The 13,526-nt window shown below is 73.9% G+C and carries 11 protein-coding genes; 3 read left to right on the top strand and 8 right to left on the bottom strand.

Going from position 1 to position 13,526, the window contains the following annotated elements; all coding sequences use genetic code 11:
• Nucleotides 1-57 precede the first annotated feature (57 nt).
• Genes AB0G11_RS37015 through AB0G11_RS36990 form a run of 6 tightly spaced genes read right to left on the bottom strand, consistent with a single transcriptional unit; the run spans nucleotide 58 to nucleotide 6,860 of the window.
• Complete coding sequence (locus tag AB0G11_RS37015) at nucleotides 58-2,280, bottom strand: hypothetical protein (RefSeq protein WP_357591326.1); 2,223 nt, start codon at nucleotides 2,278-2,280, stop codon at nucleotides 58-60.
• 45 nt (nucleotides 2,281-2,325) lie between these two features.
• The gene (locus AB0G11_RS37010; protein WP_357591324.1) at nucleotides 2,326-3,537 is read right to left on the bottom strand and encodes an acyl-CoA reductase; all 1,212 of its coding nucleotides are present in this window, start codon (nucleotides 3,535-3,537) and stop codon (nucleotides 2,326-2,328) included.
• Nucleotides 3,537-4,568 carry an acyl-protein synthetase gene (locus AB0G11_RS37005; protein WP_308125614.1) on the bottom strand — a complete coding sequence of 344 codons (1,032 nt, stop codon included), beginning with the start codon at nucleotides 4,566-4,568 and terminating at the stop codon, nucleotides 3,537-3,539. Before AB0G11_RS37005 ends, AB0G11_RS37010 begins: the two co-directional genes overlap by 1 nt.
• Nucleotides 4,565-5,875, bottom strand: a complete 1,311-nt coding sequence (locus AB0G11_RS37000; protein ID WP_219500574.1) for an AMP-binding protein — start codon at nucleotides 5,873-5,875, stop codon at nucleotides 4,565-4,567. The genes AB0G11_RS37005 and AB0G11_RS37000 overlap by 4 nt, the downstream gene beginning before the upstream one ends.
• A 3-nt stretch (nucleotides 5,876-5,878) precedes the next feature.
• Nucleotides 5,879-6,637, bottom strand: coding sequence for an SDR family NAD(P)-dependent oxidoreductase (locus AB0G11_RS36995; RefSeq protein WP_219500576.1), 759 nt, complete (start codon nucleotides 6,635-6,637; stop codon nucleotides 5,879-5,881).
• Nucleotides 6,612-6,860, bottom strand: coding sequence for an acyl carrier protein (locus AB0G11_RS36990; protein ID WP_219500578.1), 249 nt, complete (start codon nucleotides 6,858-6,860; stop codon nucleotides 6,612-6,614). Before AB0G11_RS36990 ends, AB0G11_RS36995 begins: the two co-directional genes overlap by 26 nt.
• A 369-nt stretch (nucleotides 6,861-7,229) precedes the next feature.
• On the opposite strand from AB0G11_RS36990, the gene AB0G11_RS36985 reads away from it, so the two are divergent.
• From AB0G11_RS36985 to AB0G11_RS36975, 3 genes are read left to right on the top strand one after another with little or no spacing between them, the layout of a single operon-like run.
• Nucleotides 7,230-7,859, top strand: a complete 630-nt coding sequence (locus AB0G11_RS36985; RefSeq protein ID WP_246643999.1) for a hypothetical protein — start codon at nucleotides 7,230-7,232, stop codon at nucleotides 7,857-7,859.
• Nucleotides 7,856-9,463, top strand: a complete 1,608-nt coding sequence (locus tag AB0G11_RS36980) for a hypothetical protein (RefSeq protein ID WP_357591323.1) — start codon at nucleotides 7,856-7,858, stop codon at nucleotides 9,461-9,463. The genes AB0G11_RS36985 and AB0G11_RS36980 overlap by 4 nt, the downstream gene beginning before the upstream one ends.
• A 14-nt stretch (nucleotides 9,464-9,477) precedes the next feature.
• The gene (locus AB0G11_RS36975; RefSeq protein ID WP_357591321.1) at nucleotides 9,478-11,364 is read left to right on the top strand and encodes a glycosyltransferase family 2 protein; all 1,887 of its coding nucleotides are present in this window, start codon (nucleotides 9,478-9,480) and stop codon (nucleotides 11,362-11,364) included.
• Here AB0G11_RS36975 and AB0G11_RS36970 read toward each other — a convergent pair.
• Complete coding sequence (locus AB0G11_RS36970; RefSeq protein ID WP_357591319.1) at nucleotides 11,361-12,485, bottom strand: aminotransferase class I/II-fold pyridoxal phosphate-dependent enzyme; 1,125 nt, start codon at nucleotides 12,483-12,485, stop codon at nucleotides 11,361-11,363. The genes AB0G11_RS36975 and AB0G11_RS36970 overlap by 4 nt on opposite strands.
• On the bottom strand, nucleotides 12,485-13,510 hold the full coding sequence (gene pseB / locus AB0G11_RS36965; RefSeq protein WP_308125615.1) for a UDP-N-acetylglucosamine 4,6-dehydratase (inverting): 1,026 nt from the start codon (nucleotides 13,508-13,510) through the stop codon (nucleotides 12,485-12,487). The genes AB0G11_RS36970 and pseB overlap by 1 nt, the downstream gene beginning before the upstream one ends.
• Nucleotides 13,511-13,526: the final 16 nt, after the last annotated feature.

The raw sequence follows: 13,526 nt of genomic DNA, 5'->3' as shown, positions 1-13,526 counted from the left end.
GCGGAACGGGCCGGGCCGGTTGATTTCCGCGCACCGGGCACGGACCAGGCCAGGTCTTTACCCGCCGATCACCTCATAGACCGCGCAGTCCCCCTTGTGGAAACGCAACCGGGCGAACCTCCCGACATCCGGCGACTCCCGGACCCCCTCCACGAACAGCCACCTGACCCCGTATTTCTGGGCCAGCCGCCCGATGGTGCGTTCCGACGGGGTCTGGAAGGCCGCGTCGTTCACCGCCAGCCGCAACGGATCGGCGAACCCGATCCGCAGATAGGACTCCCTCGTCTCGGGCGCCCGCCGGAGCGTGCTCATCGCGTACGCCCACCCCTCGACCAGCACCCGCCGCTCGCTGTAGCCCGACACCCAGTAGTGCCGGGCGTCGCAGTGCCGCCGCACGGTCGGCCGGCAGTGCAGGTTGGTGGCCACCACGTCGCCCGGCCCGGAGTGGTCGCGCAGCCACCGCGCCGCCTCCATGCCCCCTTCGGGCATCATCTGCCGGAACTGCCCGCCCGGCCCGACCTGCCGCACCGCCTTGACCGCCGCCGCCGGCACCGTGTAGCCGCACGCCAGCGCCGCCGCGACCACCGCCGCGACCGGCCTGCGCCACACCGCCACCGCCGCCCCGGCGACGACCAGCACACCCCCCAGCACCAGGTACGGCAGCGCGACGTCGGCGAGCCGCAGCTCCCGCGCCGGAACCTCGACGCCGAGCGTCTCCGCCACCAGCACCGCCAGCCCCGCCCCGGCGGCCAGCGCGCCCGCCGCGACCCGCCACGCCCCGGGGAAGGCCCGCAGCAGCGCCCCGGCCCCCGCGACCGCCAGGATCGCCAGGTAGGGCTTCGCGCTGGTCAGGAAGTAGAGCTGGGAGGCGGCCGGATGCCCGAACACCAGCACGGCCCCCACCCCGGCGGCCCCGATGCCGCCGAGCAACAACACCCCCGGGTCCCACCCCCGCCACAGCGCGAGCCCCGCGATGCCCGACCACACGCACGCCAGCGCGCCCACGTGGAGTCCCGCGAGCGCCAGCGCCAGCCCCACGGGGAGCTGCGCCATCTCCGGGTCGCTCAGCTCGGCCGCCGCCCGCCACAGCCGCAGCATCGTGTCGAACGGCGTCACCGTCATGCCCTGGGTCCCGTGCGCGAACAGCACGAACTGCGCCACCAGCAGCCCGCCCACGGCCAGCCCCGCGGCGGCCAGCGCGGGCCGGTGCACCCGCCGGTCCACCAGCAGCCGCACCCCCAGCACCACCCCCAGCCCGGCCACCAGCAGCGGCAGGTAGGTCGCCTTGGCCCCGGTGAGCGCGAGCAGCAGCACCCCCACGACCAGCCACCGCCCGCGCCCGTCGCGCAGGTAGGCGATCAGCGCGAGCACCACCGGCGCGAACAGCAACGCCCCGAACGTCTGCGTGGGGCTCAGCCAGGCGCTGAACGGCGACATCGCCGGGAACAGCTCCACGCTCCCGGCCGGCAGCGCCGGCGAGCACGCCAGACAGGCGGCCACCACGGACGCCACCCCCGCCCAGGCCCGCCCGGCCAGCCGCCACCCGGTCACCCCGAGCAGCACCATCGTCGCCGCCAGCATCGGCAGCACGCTCAGCCGGTAGAGCAGCGTCTGCGGCTCGATCCCGGTCAGCCAGCTCGTCGCGGCCATCTCCGCGTAGACGAACCAGTGGTAGGACAGCGGCTCACCCAGCACCGACGGGAACTGCGGCGGCACGTGATGCCGGACCTCGCCGAGAAGCGCCAGGTGGTAGTGCATGTCGACGTAGGGGCCGGCGTTGCCCGGCCAGGTCAGCCCATGCACCGCGTAGAACTGCCGGGCGCTCCAGGCGAGCAGGTAGCCGACGACGCCCGACATGGCCCACGCCCACCACAGCGGCACCCGTACGCCCGAGCCGCGCCAGTGGCGCCGCAGCTTCGGCACCGCCAGGAACGCCACGACGGTCAGCACCGGCCAGGCGGCCACCGCGAGCGGCGCCCCGAGCGCCCGCGCCGGCAGGTAGACCAGCACCTCGATCGCGTAGCCGAGCGCCAGCCCGGCGGCCAGGTCGGCGGGCAGCGACCCGCCCCCGGGCCCCAGCGCCCGCCAGAGCAGCGTCCCGGGCAGCATCACCCCGAGCCCGACGTAGCCGGCGAAAGCGCCGAGGTCCTGCAGCGGCACGCCGTGGTGCCACAGCACCACCACGGCGGCCACGGCCACCAGCACCGCCGGCACCCACCCGTAGCCACGCCGCGCCCGCGCGGCAGGCAGCACCGGCACCCTGGACAGCGCGACCGTCATGGCGCCCTCAGTCCCCTCAGCCTCCTCAGCCCCTGAACCCGCTGGTCAGGCCGACACCATGACCAGCCGGGTGAACTCGGCGGCCAGATCGACGCCGTCCCACACCCGGTGGAAGCTCAGCGCGTCACCGAACGGCACCATCCGGTCGACCCCGCGCCCGGCGAGCACCTGGGCCAGCTCCATCAGCTCGTCCCTGGCGAACCCGAAGTGCGTCATCGTCTGGTCGCGCCGCCCCACCAGCGGCACCAGCTCGGTCAGCGTGCCGAGCCTGGCGTGGGCGAACGTGCCGGTGCCGAGCCAGCGGCGGGGGGCGGCCACGGCGGTCGACAGCGTGACGTTGGCCAGCGCGTTGCCGTGGAAGTCGATCGTCCCGGCCGACCCGTCGGCGGCCATGCCGTAGGTGGCGACCCGCTTCTCCACGGCCATCGCCGCGTCGACCGCCCAGCCCCGCTGGGAGACGGCCTGCGACAGGTGGGCGGTGAAGTCGGCGCGGGCGGCGTCGGACTCGTCGCGCGGCCCCACCCAGAAGACGGTCCGCGGCGAGGAGCAGGCGGCCTGGTCGAACCAGTAGGAGTCGTTGACGAACCCCTCGGCCATCGCCACCCGGGTGGCGGGCGGCGCGGCCAACCAGGCCGACGAGCGCACGGCCGCGAACGACGAGCGGTCGGGGAAGGTCAGGTCGCGCGCGTGCGGGGCCAGCGGATGCTTGCGGATCTCGTCGACGGTCCGGTCGCCGCCCCAGATGACCCGCAGGTCGCAGCCCGAGGAGAGCGCGGCGGTGATGGAGTCGGAGCGGTCGTAGCAGACGATCCGCTGGGTCGCGGCCACCACCGGGTCGGCCCCGTCGAGCGACTCCAGCAGCGTTTCGACGATGGTCGAGGCGACCGTGCCGGCCCGGGGCGACAGGCGCACCACGTTGCGGTTGCCCATCAGCGCCGACAGCGCCCACGAGTAGACGAACACGGTGTCGACGTTGGCGGGCGGGATGTGGAACACCAGGCCGCGCGGCACCCGTACGTGATCGCCGCGCAGGCCCTCGACGGTGCGCAGCAGCTCGCTGCGGCGCAGGAAGAAGCCGAGCGAGCCCAGCTCGGGATGGCGGCGCGACAGCGTGGGCCGCAGCAGGCGGCGGCCGAACCCGGTGAGGAAGTCGCGCACCCGCTCGTCGCCCACAGCCAGGCCGCCGCCCGCGGTGATCTGGTCGAGCAGGGTGCCGACCGGGACCGGCGGGCCGTCGGGGAACCTCACGTCGAGCATTACGCGGCCGCCTGCCCGTAGGTGTCGCTGCACCCGCGCGCCTCGGCCCGGGGCAGCCGGCCCAGCACCGAGAAGCGCTTGCCGGGCCACACGCCGTCGTCGACGCCGTGGACCACGCCCAGGTCCTCGGTCAGCAGCACGTGGCCGGGATAGGAGGTCGGCAGCGTGCTCACCACCTCGATCAGCCCCGGCGCCCCCGGCGGCGCCTCCTGCCAGGTGTCGGGGTCGCGGATCACCACGTCGGCGAAGTCGGGGCAGTAGAGGCCGCCGCCGTCGGGGCCTTCGAGGAAGACCGTGCCGATCTGCTCGACCATGCCGTAGAAGTTGTGGACACGGCGCAGCCCGCACTCCTCGGCCAGGCGCCTGCGGAACTCCTGGTTGTCGACCGACTGCTCGGCCAGCTTCTTCCAGCCGCCGGAGTGGACGAGCACGCCCTGCGACAGGTCCATGCCCAGCTCGCGCAGGTGGAGCCAGGCCAGGTAGGTGAAGCCGAAGATCAGGTAGGGCTCGGCGCCGTGCCTGGCCAGGAAGCCCTTGACCGCCTCGGCGTCGAGCTCGCCCCGCTCGTCGAGGGCGAAGGTGTGGTCCCGGCCGAAGTTCATCATGCCGAGGACGCCCGCGCCCCGGGCGCTCAGCGCCGGGTCGCGCACCACCGCGCGGCTGTCGACGATCAGCATGGGCAGCCGCCGCTCGCCCAGCACCGCCCGCAGCGTCGCCGCGAGCATGCGCGGCTGAGCCGCGGCGGCCTCCCGGTCGAGGTAGACGCGGCTGGGCCGCTGCCCGGTCGTGCCGCTGGAGGTGAGCACCCGGAACACCTGGTCCTCGGGAACGCTGCGCAGCTCGTGGGTCTTGAACAGCCGCACCGGCAGCCACGGCAGCGCCGCCACCCGGTCGTAGGGCGGCCTGGCGCCGATCGCGTCGAGGATGCGCCGGTAAGGAGGGCAAGCCAGGCGGTGCCGCTCGGTGAGCGCGGTCAGCTCGGGCAGCAGCGCGGCCTCACGCTCGGCTGCCGACAGGGTGAAGACGGTCACGTCCGGGCCTCCAGGGCGCGGTAGTCGATCTTGCCGGTGGTGAGCAGCGGCAACCGGTCGACGCCGCGCACGTCGAAGCCGCTCCAGTGCAGCCGCAGCTCGGTGCCGAGCCGCCGGGCCAGCGTCGAGCAGCCCTTGGCGTCGACGCCCTCGGCCCACACCGTGACCCGGTCGTCGCCGCCGGTGGCCGCGATCGGGCCGCAGTCGCGCAGCAGCCGCTCCACGTCGTCGAGGTTGACCCGCACGCCGAAGATCTTGGCGATGCGCTTGACCCGGCCGGTGAGGTGCAGGAACCCCTCCTCGTCGAGGTGGCCCAGGTCACCGGTGCGCAGCACGCCGCCCAGCTCGTCGCCCTTGGCCAGGTCGGCGGCCTCGTCGGCATAGCCCATCATCACGTTGGGGCCGTGGTAGACGACCTCGCCGTCGACGATCTCCAGCCGGCCGCCGGGCACCGCGACCCCCGCCGAGCCCGGCTTGCCGGCCAGCCGGTCGGGGGGCAGCACCGCGATCCGGGCCGTCGCCTCGGTCTGGCCGTACATGACGTAGAGGGTCGTGGGCAGGGCGGCGAACTCGGTGACCAGGTCGGGCCTGAGCCGGCCGCCCGCCTGGGTGAGCGTGGTGAGCGACGGGTGGTCGGCGGGGTCGAAGCGGAGCCTGCGCAGCATCTCGTACTGATAGGGCACCGCGGCGAGCGAGGTGCAGCGGTGCTCGTCGAGCGAGGCCCAGAAGGAGCGTTCGAGCAGCCCCGCGTCGGTCAGCAGGACGCTCGCGCCGGCCACCAGGTGGCTGTTGAGCACCGACAGGCCGTAGCTGTAGTGCAGCGGCAGGCTGGTGGGCGCGATCTCGGCGGGCCCGATGGCCAGCGCCTCGGCGATGGCCCGCGCGTTGGCGAGCACGGCGGCGCGCGAGAGCCGCACCAGCTTGGGGCTGCCGGTCGAGCCGGAGGTCGCCAGCAGCACGGCCAGGTCGGGATGGGTCGGGCTGCCCGCGCTGCGTGCCGTCGCGCCGTGCGGCGCGTGGGCGAAGCCGAGCAGGGCGGCGGGCTTGAACCGGCCCGCGAGCTCGGCCAGCGCGGCGGCGGGCAGGTCGGGGTCGAGCAGCGCCACCGCCCGCCGGGCCCGCCAGGCGGCCAGGTAGCGCACCACCGAGGGCAGGTCGTTGCGCATGCCGCAGAAGATCGGACCGGCCGGCAACCCGTCCAGGGTGGCGGCGGCGCGCTCGACGCGGGTGGCGAGGGCGTCGCCGCCGAGACCGCCCGGCTCCTCGTCGGAGACGAGCCGCGCGCCCGGGTGCGGGAGATCAACCATGACTCACGGCACCAGCCCGCCGTCGACGCCGATGACCTGCCCGGTGATGAAGCAGGCGTCACTGGAGAGCAGGAAGGCGGCCAGCGCGGCCACGTCGTCGGCGGTGCCCAGGCGGCCGAGCGGCGTGGCGGCCACGGTGGCGGCGCTCGCCTCGGCGTCGAGCGTGGACAGCATCGCGGTCTGGATGTAGCCGGGAGTGACGGCGTTGACCCGGATGCCCGCCGGGCCGAGCTCCTTGGCCGCGGCCTTGGCCAGGCCCAGCAGGGACGCCTTGGTGGCGGAGTAGACCGCCTGGCCGGGGCCGCCGTCGCGGCCCATGACCGAGGAGACCAGCACGACCGACGGGCTGATGCCCCGGCGCAGCAGCCGGACCGCGCCCTGAAGGGTGTGGACCGCGCCCACCGCGTTGACCGCGAACAGGTCACTGACTCCGGCGCTGGGCAGCATGCCGAGCAGGGCCGCGGCGTGGACGCCCGCGTTGATCACCAGGCCGTCGAGGCGGCCGTGACGCTGGTGGATCTCGCGCATCATCGCGGAGATCGCGGTGGGGTCGGACACGTCGCCGTGGACGCCGCCGACCCGGCCGCCGGTGAGCGCGGCCAGCTCGCCCGCCGCCTTGGCGGTGCGGGCCTGGTCGCGGCCGTGGACGACGACCTCGCGGTGGGTGGTGGCCAGCCGCGTGGCGATGGCCCGGCCGATCCCCGAGGTGGAGCCGGTGACCAGGACGACGCGGGGGTCAGCGGGCCGCTGCGCCGATGCCATGCTTCTCCAGGAGCGCCGCCGCCTTGGCGAACGAGCTCATGTCGATCATCTCGTCGGTGTCGATCGTGACGGCGAACTCGTCCTCCATCGCCGCGATCAGCGACATGTGGGCCAGGGAGTCCCACTGGGGGATGGCGCGGTATTCGAGGCCGTCGACGTCGGCGGCGGCCGGGAGGTTAAGCGAGCTGCGGAAGACCTCACGCAGCCGGTCGAGATGACTCATGCTTCACTCACTCTCTGTCTTCAAGCCAGAACTGAGTGTAGCGGTGATCCCCGTTCAACAGAAACCAAGCACCCGTCGCGAGTAATGGAAGCGTATAACTCCGAGTGGCCCGCGCCTGGGGCTGGGAATGTCGGATGGGGCCTGCCAACCGCGCGAGGGGAAACAATGGACGAATCCAACCACTGGTACGGTCATTCCCGCATACTCGGACGATATTGCGGAATGGCAGACGAAGCGCCCAGGCGTATCCAGGGGTTCCTCCAGCACGGATGGAATTATCTGCATGGATTTCCACCTAATGATCACTGGTGCAGCCCCGGTTACCCCCGTTTCGTATGGTCTGACGTGCTGCGTCGCCGGGGTTGGTCGATGGGGCGGCGCGGCCACTACCTCATCGGCGCGCCCTGGATCTACCTGCTCGACCTCGAACCGGACCTCGGCGTCAAGCCCAAACGCACGGGCACGATCTGGTACCCCTTTCACGGCTGGGAGAAAGCCTCCGTAACGGGCGACCACGCCCGGCTGGCCGATGAGATCCGGGATACGGAAACCGAACCGGTCACCATATGCCTTTATTGGCTGGAATTTGCGAATCCCGGCATCCGGCAGGCGTACGAATCGCGCGGGTTTCGGGTGATATGCCACGGCGAGCGCGGATCGCGCTGGGACCCGAGCGGGCGTGACTTCCTGCGCAAGCAGCTCGTCGAGCTCCGGCGGCACCGCCGCGTGGCCTCCAACCGGCTCGGCAGCGCCCTGTTCTACGGCGCGTCCGTCGGCTGCGAGATCGGCGTGTACGGCGACCCGATGCAGTTCGACGACGAGCGGCCCGAGTACGGCGGCACCGCGCGCCGGATGCGGCTGTGGCCCGAGCTGCACGGCGTCCGCGTCGACCCGGAGGTGGCCGGCGAGGCCGCGCGGAGCGAGCTGGGATTCGAGTATCAGGCGACACCTGAGGAGCTACGGCGAATGTTCGGCTGGAAGCGGGTGCGATGCGCATGACCGAGGCGCCCGAGAACGTCCGGTTGATCGGCGGCGAGATGCTGCTGTGGTCAGACATGTCCGACGGGTCGAGCATCACGGACTGGCGCGGCGTGGCACGGGAGCTGATCGGCCGGCTGCTCCCGGCCGCCGGCTCCGTCCTGTTGGTCGGGCCGCACCCGAGAGAGCTGATCGACGAGGTGGCCGGGCGCGCCTCCTCGGTGGCGGTGCTCGTGCGGTCCTACCCCGACGCGTGCGCGCTGGGCGACCGCCACCCCGGCCTCGACGTGCACTGCGGGCGGCTGGCCGCGTTCTGCTGCGACAGGCCGTACGACCTGGTCCTGGCGCTGGACGGGCTCCAGCGCACCCACTCGGCCGAGGCCCCGGCGGCGGCCTGGCGCGAGTCGATGGCCGCGCTGGCCGCGCTCGTCGCGCCCGGCGGCCGGCTCGTCCTCGGCGTGCGCAACGACCTCGGCGTGGACCGGTTCCTCGAAGCGCGCCCGGCCGACCGCGACGGGGGCGACGGGCAGTGGGAGCCGCACGGCTTCGACCCCACCTACCCCAACGGCCCGGCCGCGCTCGACTTCGACCTGGAGGCCACCGGCCTGGCCGTGGAGCGCTGCTACGCCGCCTACCCCGACAGCCGGGCGCCGCGCGCGATCCTGTCGCGCGAGGCGCTGGCGCGCGAGCTGCCGGAGGCGCTCACGTTCCCGCTGAGCGCGCGCGCCGACGACCGCATGCTGGTCGCCGACCCGCTGCGGCTGACCCGGCTGGCCTTCCGCCACGGCCTCGGCGAGCACCTGGCGCCGATCTGGCTCGCGGTCGCCTCCCGCGACAGGCCCGAACCCGTCGGGCTGCCGCTCGGGCTGGTCGAGGACGGCCCGGCCGTCGACGAGCTGCGCGAGGAGGGCGGCGAGGTCACGCTGCGGCGGCTGCCCGACGGCGAGTCGCGCGAGGTCCCGCCGGGCCGCGTGGTCGAGGAGATCCTCGTCGAGGCGTGCGCCCGCGAGGACGTGCGCGCCGTGCGCGAGCTGCTGGCCGCGCTCGCCCGATGGGTGGAGACCAGCGGCGACGCCACGGCGGCCACCGACAGCCTGGTGTGGGACGGGGAGCGCTTCTCCGCCATCAGCCCCGGCCCGTCGCCGGAGCCCGAGCCCGCCCCCGTGATCGTCCTGTGCCGGATGCTGTGGCGGTTCGCGGTGCGGCTGCTGGCCGCCGGGCACCACCATCCGTGGCCGTGGCCGCTGGAGGCCGACCAGCTCACGCTGACGCTCTGCGGCATGGCCGGCCGGCCATGCGACCAGCAGGAGCTGGACCTGGCCCGCAAGCTCGACGCCGAGCTGGGCCAGCCCGCCGAACGCGCCGGCTCCGCCCCCGCCTACCGCGACCTGCTGCGCTCGCGCGACCGGCTGGCCGGCCAGCTCACGGCGGCGATGGCCAGGATCGCCAGGCTGGAGACCAAGCTCAGCTACCGCGAGCGCGAGCTGGTCAGGGCCCGTTCCAAACTGCGCAGGACGCAGCGCAAGGCGACGGCCTACCGCAGGACGCTCGGCTACCGGCTGTCGCGCCGCCTGTCCCGCCCCCGCCGGATGGCCCGCCGGGTCATGCGGCTGCTGTCCGGCTGAGGAAGGGAGCATCCGTGCCGGTCCTATCCGTGATCGTGCCGTTCTACGACGTCGAGAAATACCTCACGCCGTGCCTCGACTCGCTGGAGGCGCAGACCCTGCGGGACATCGAGGTGATCTGCGTGGACGACGGCAGCCGCGACGGCGGCCCGGACCTCGTGGCCGCCCGCGCCGAGCGGGACGGCCGCTTCCGCCTGATCCGGCAGGACAACCTGGGCGTCGGCCGGGCCCGCAACATCGGGGTGAGCCAGGCGAGCGGCCGCTACCTGGCGTTCGTCGACGGCGACGACACCGTGCCGCGCGCGGCCTTCCAGCGCCTGGTCTCGTCGCTGGAGTCCACCGGCTCCGACCTGGCGTGCGGCAACGTCATGCGGCTGCACCGCAACCTGCTCGTGCCGTCGTGGGCGCACAAGGAGCCGTTCGCCGAACCGGCCGAACGCACCCACATCACCCGTCGCCCGCTGCTGGTGCGCGACCGCATGCTGTGGAACAAGGTCTACCGCCGCGCCGCCTGGGACCGCCTGGACCTGCGCTTCCCCGAGCGGATGTACGAGGACCAGCCGGTCGCCATGGCCGCCCACGTGGGCGCGCGCTCGGTCGACGTGCTGCACAAGGTCGTCTACCACTGGCGGCAGCGCGACGAGCCCGGCTCCTCCATCACCCAGCGCCGCCTGGAGCCGGACAACCTGCGCGACCGCCTGCTCTCGGTGCTGCAGACCGCCGCGCTGCTCGACGCGGAGGCGCCCCGGCTGCGGCCCGAGTTCGACCGCGACACGCTGGCCATCGACATGACCGTCGCGGTCGAGGCCATCGCCCGGCTGGGCCCCGCCGCCGACCCGGCCCTCGTGGACCTGGCCGTACGGTATCTCGACGGGGTGTCGCGGGCCGCGCTGCGCGAGCTGCCGTTCGCGCACCGCCTCCAGGTGCACCTGCTGCACCGGCGCCGCCTGGACGAGCTGGCGGGCGTGGCCGCGCAGGCGCGCGACGGCCGCCTGCAGCCGCGCGTCAGCTCCGCCGGGCTGCTGCGCAAGCGCTGGTACGGCCGGCACCCGGCGCTGCCCGGGCACCTGTCGGAGGTCTCCGGCGAGCTGGAGGCGACCGCCAGGCTGGTGGAGCTGGAGTGGCGCGACGGCGTGCTGCACGGCTCCGGCCGGGCCGGCATCGGCAGGTTCGACGCGGGCGAGCTGGGCCGGATGCGCGTGACGGTGTGGCTGGAGGAGCGCCGCACCGGCGACCGGGTGCCGCTGGCCGAGCAGAGCGCCGCGCCCGTCTGGGAGAGCGCGCCCCAGCCGGACGGCGGGTCGGTGCCGGAGCACGTCTTCCCGTTCCGGTTCGCCTTCGATCCGGCGGCGCTCAGCGCCGCGCAACTGAGCAGGCACGGGCACTGGGACCTGTACGTGCGGCTCAAGGGCGCGGGGTTGCGCCTGGAGGGCAAGGTGCGCGGCGACCGCAGGCTCGCCCCGTCGGCCCCGCCGCCCCGGCGCAGGTCAGGCGTGTGGCTGGTGCCGGTGCTCAGCTTCCGCGGCGCGTGGGGGCTGCGGCTGCGCGAGGCCGAGGCGGTGATCGGGGAGTGCCGCGTCGACGGCGGCGACCTGGTGTTCGCCGGGGAGCTGGCCGACGTCGGCGACGGCGAGCCGGTGATCAGGCTGGTGCGCAGGAGCGACGGCGAGGAGATGTACTTCCCGGTGACGCTGGCCGGGCGTGACTTCCGCGCCCGGGTGCCGCTCGCGGGCATCGACGAGGTCGTCGGTGACGTGACGTGGTGGGAGGTCGTCGTCGACCAGGGCCGGGCGATCCGCACGCTGGTGCGGACCCGGAGCCGCCCGCCGGCGGACGTGCCCGGCAGGCGCTTCCTGGTGGACCGGGGCGACGACGGCTGCCTGCTCCTGCTGGAGCACTAGGACAGGATGCCCGCCAGGCACTCCGCGACCCGGTCCTGGTCGGCGTCGCCCAGGCCCGGGAAGAGCGGCAGCGACAGCTCCTCGGCGTAGTAGGTCTCGGCGTTCGGGCACAGCCCGCGCCGGTAGCCGAGGTCGGCGAACACCGGGTGCCAGTAGGCCGGCAGGTAGTTGACCTGCACGCCGATCCCGGCCGCGCGCATCCGCTCGTACACCTCGCGCCTGCGCCCGTCGGCGACGCGCACCGGGTAGAGGTGCCAGCTCGGCGACACGTACGGGCGCTCGGCGGGCAGGGTGAGCCCCGGCACGCCGGCCAGCAGCCGGTTGTAGCGGGCGACCAGCTCGGCCCGCCGGGCGCGGAAGGTGCCCAGCCGGCCGAGCTGGCTGGTGCCGAGCGCGCACAGCACGTCGGGCAGCCGGTAGTTGAGCCCGAACGCGTGCACCTCCTGGTGCCAGCCGCCCTCGCCCGGGTCGCGCTGCTCGGCCGGGTCGCGGACGAGGCCGTGGTTGCGGAAGCGGGCGGCGGCGGCGAACAGCTCGGGGTCGGCCGCCGCGACGGCCCCGCCCTCGGCCGTCGTCACGGTCTTCGTCGGGAAGAACGAGAACGTCGTCAGGTCGGCGAGCGAGCCCACCGGCCGGTCCTTGTAGGTGGAGCCGATGGAGTGGGCCGCGTCGCCGATGAGCACCGCCCCGGCCGCCGACGCCACCCCGCGCAGCTCGTCGTAGTCGGCCGGATGGCCCGCGTAGTCGACCGCGGTGATCGCCCGGGTGCGGCCCGTCACCAGGCTCGCGGCGGCGTCGGGGTCGAGGTTGCCGGTGTCGGGCTGCACGTCGGCGAAGCGCACCCGGGCGCCGCGCAGCGCGGCGGTGGCGGCCGTGGCCACGAACGTCAGCGGTGAGGTGACGACCTCGTCGCCCGGCCCGACGCCGGCGGCCGCGTAGGCCACGTGCAGGGCGGCGGTGCCCGACGTGACCGCCAGGCACGGCACCCCGCCCGTCCACCGGGCCAGCGCCGACTCGAAGCGCGCCACGGCCGGGCCGGTGGTCAGCCAGTCGCCGCGCAGCACCTCGGTCACCGCCAGGATGTCGGACTCGTCGACCGACTGCCGTCCGTAGGGGAGCATCAGGCCGACACCATCGCCCGCAGGTCGTCGACCGACAGCCAGCGGTCGTTGGCGTCGGAGCGGTAGGCGAACCCCTCCGGCAGCACCTCGCCGCCGACCGGCGGGACGTAGCCCCAGGTCGCGATCGTCGGCTGCACTACGTAGCGGTCGGCCAGGCGCAGCGCGCGGCGGCCGTCGTCGGGGCCGATCATCTCCTCGTGCAGCTTCTCGCCGGGCCTGATGCCGATCTCGTAGATCGGGCTGCCGGGCGCGAGCGCGTCGGCCAGGTCGACGATCCGCATGCTGGGGATGCGCGGCACGTAGAGCTCGCCGCCCTGCATCAGGTCGAAGGAGTCGACGACGAACTCCACGGCCTGGTCGAGCGTGATCCAGAACCGGGTCATCCGCTTGTCGGTGATCGGCAGGCTGGCACCCTGGCGGGCCAGCTTCAGGAAGAACGGCACCACGGACCCGCGGCTGCCGACGACGTTGCCGTAGCGGACCACGGCGAAGCGGGTCTCGTGCCCGGCGGCGTAGTGGTTGGCCGACACGAACAGCTTGTCGGCGACCAGCTTCGTGGCGCCGTAGAGGTTGATGGGGCTGGACGCCTTGTCGGTGGACAGCGCCACGACCTTGCGCACGCCGCAGTCGATGGCCGCCTCCACGACGTTCTGCGAGCCGGCGACGTTGGTGCGGACGTATTCGAACGGGTTGTACTCGGCGGTGTCGACCTGTTTGAGCGCGGCCGCGTGGACCACGTACTCCACCCCGTGCATGGCGCGGGCCAGGCGCTCGCGGTCGCGCACGTCGCCGATGAAGTAGCGCAGCCGCTCGTCCTCGCCGAGCGCCTGGCGGAGCTCGTACTGCTTGAGCTCGTCGCGCGAGAACACCACCAGCCTGCGCACGCCGACGTGGCCGAGCGCGTGGCGGATGAAGGCCTTCCCGAACGAGCCCGTGCCTCCGGTGATCAACATTGACGATCCACTGAGAATGCTCAAGCGGTCCCCCTTACGTCGGCCGGTAGCATAGCGCGACCAGCAAGTCACCGACGGTAACAGGGGG

Source organism: Nonomuraea sp. NPDC023979 (assembly GCF_040639085.1).
Lineage (GTDB): Bacteria > Actinomycetota > Actinomycetes > Streptosporangiales > Streptosporangiaceae > Nonomuraea > Nonomuraea ceibae.
The sequence above is the reverse complement of the archived record's forward strand: the minus strand, read 5'-3'. Positions and strand labels throughout refer to the sequence as shown.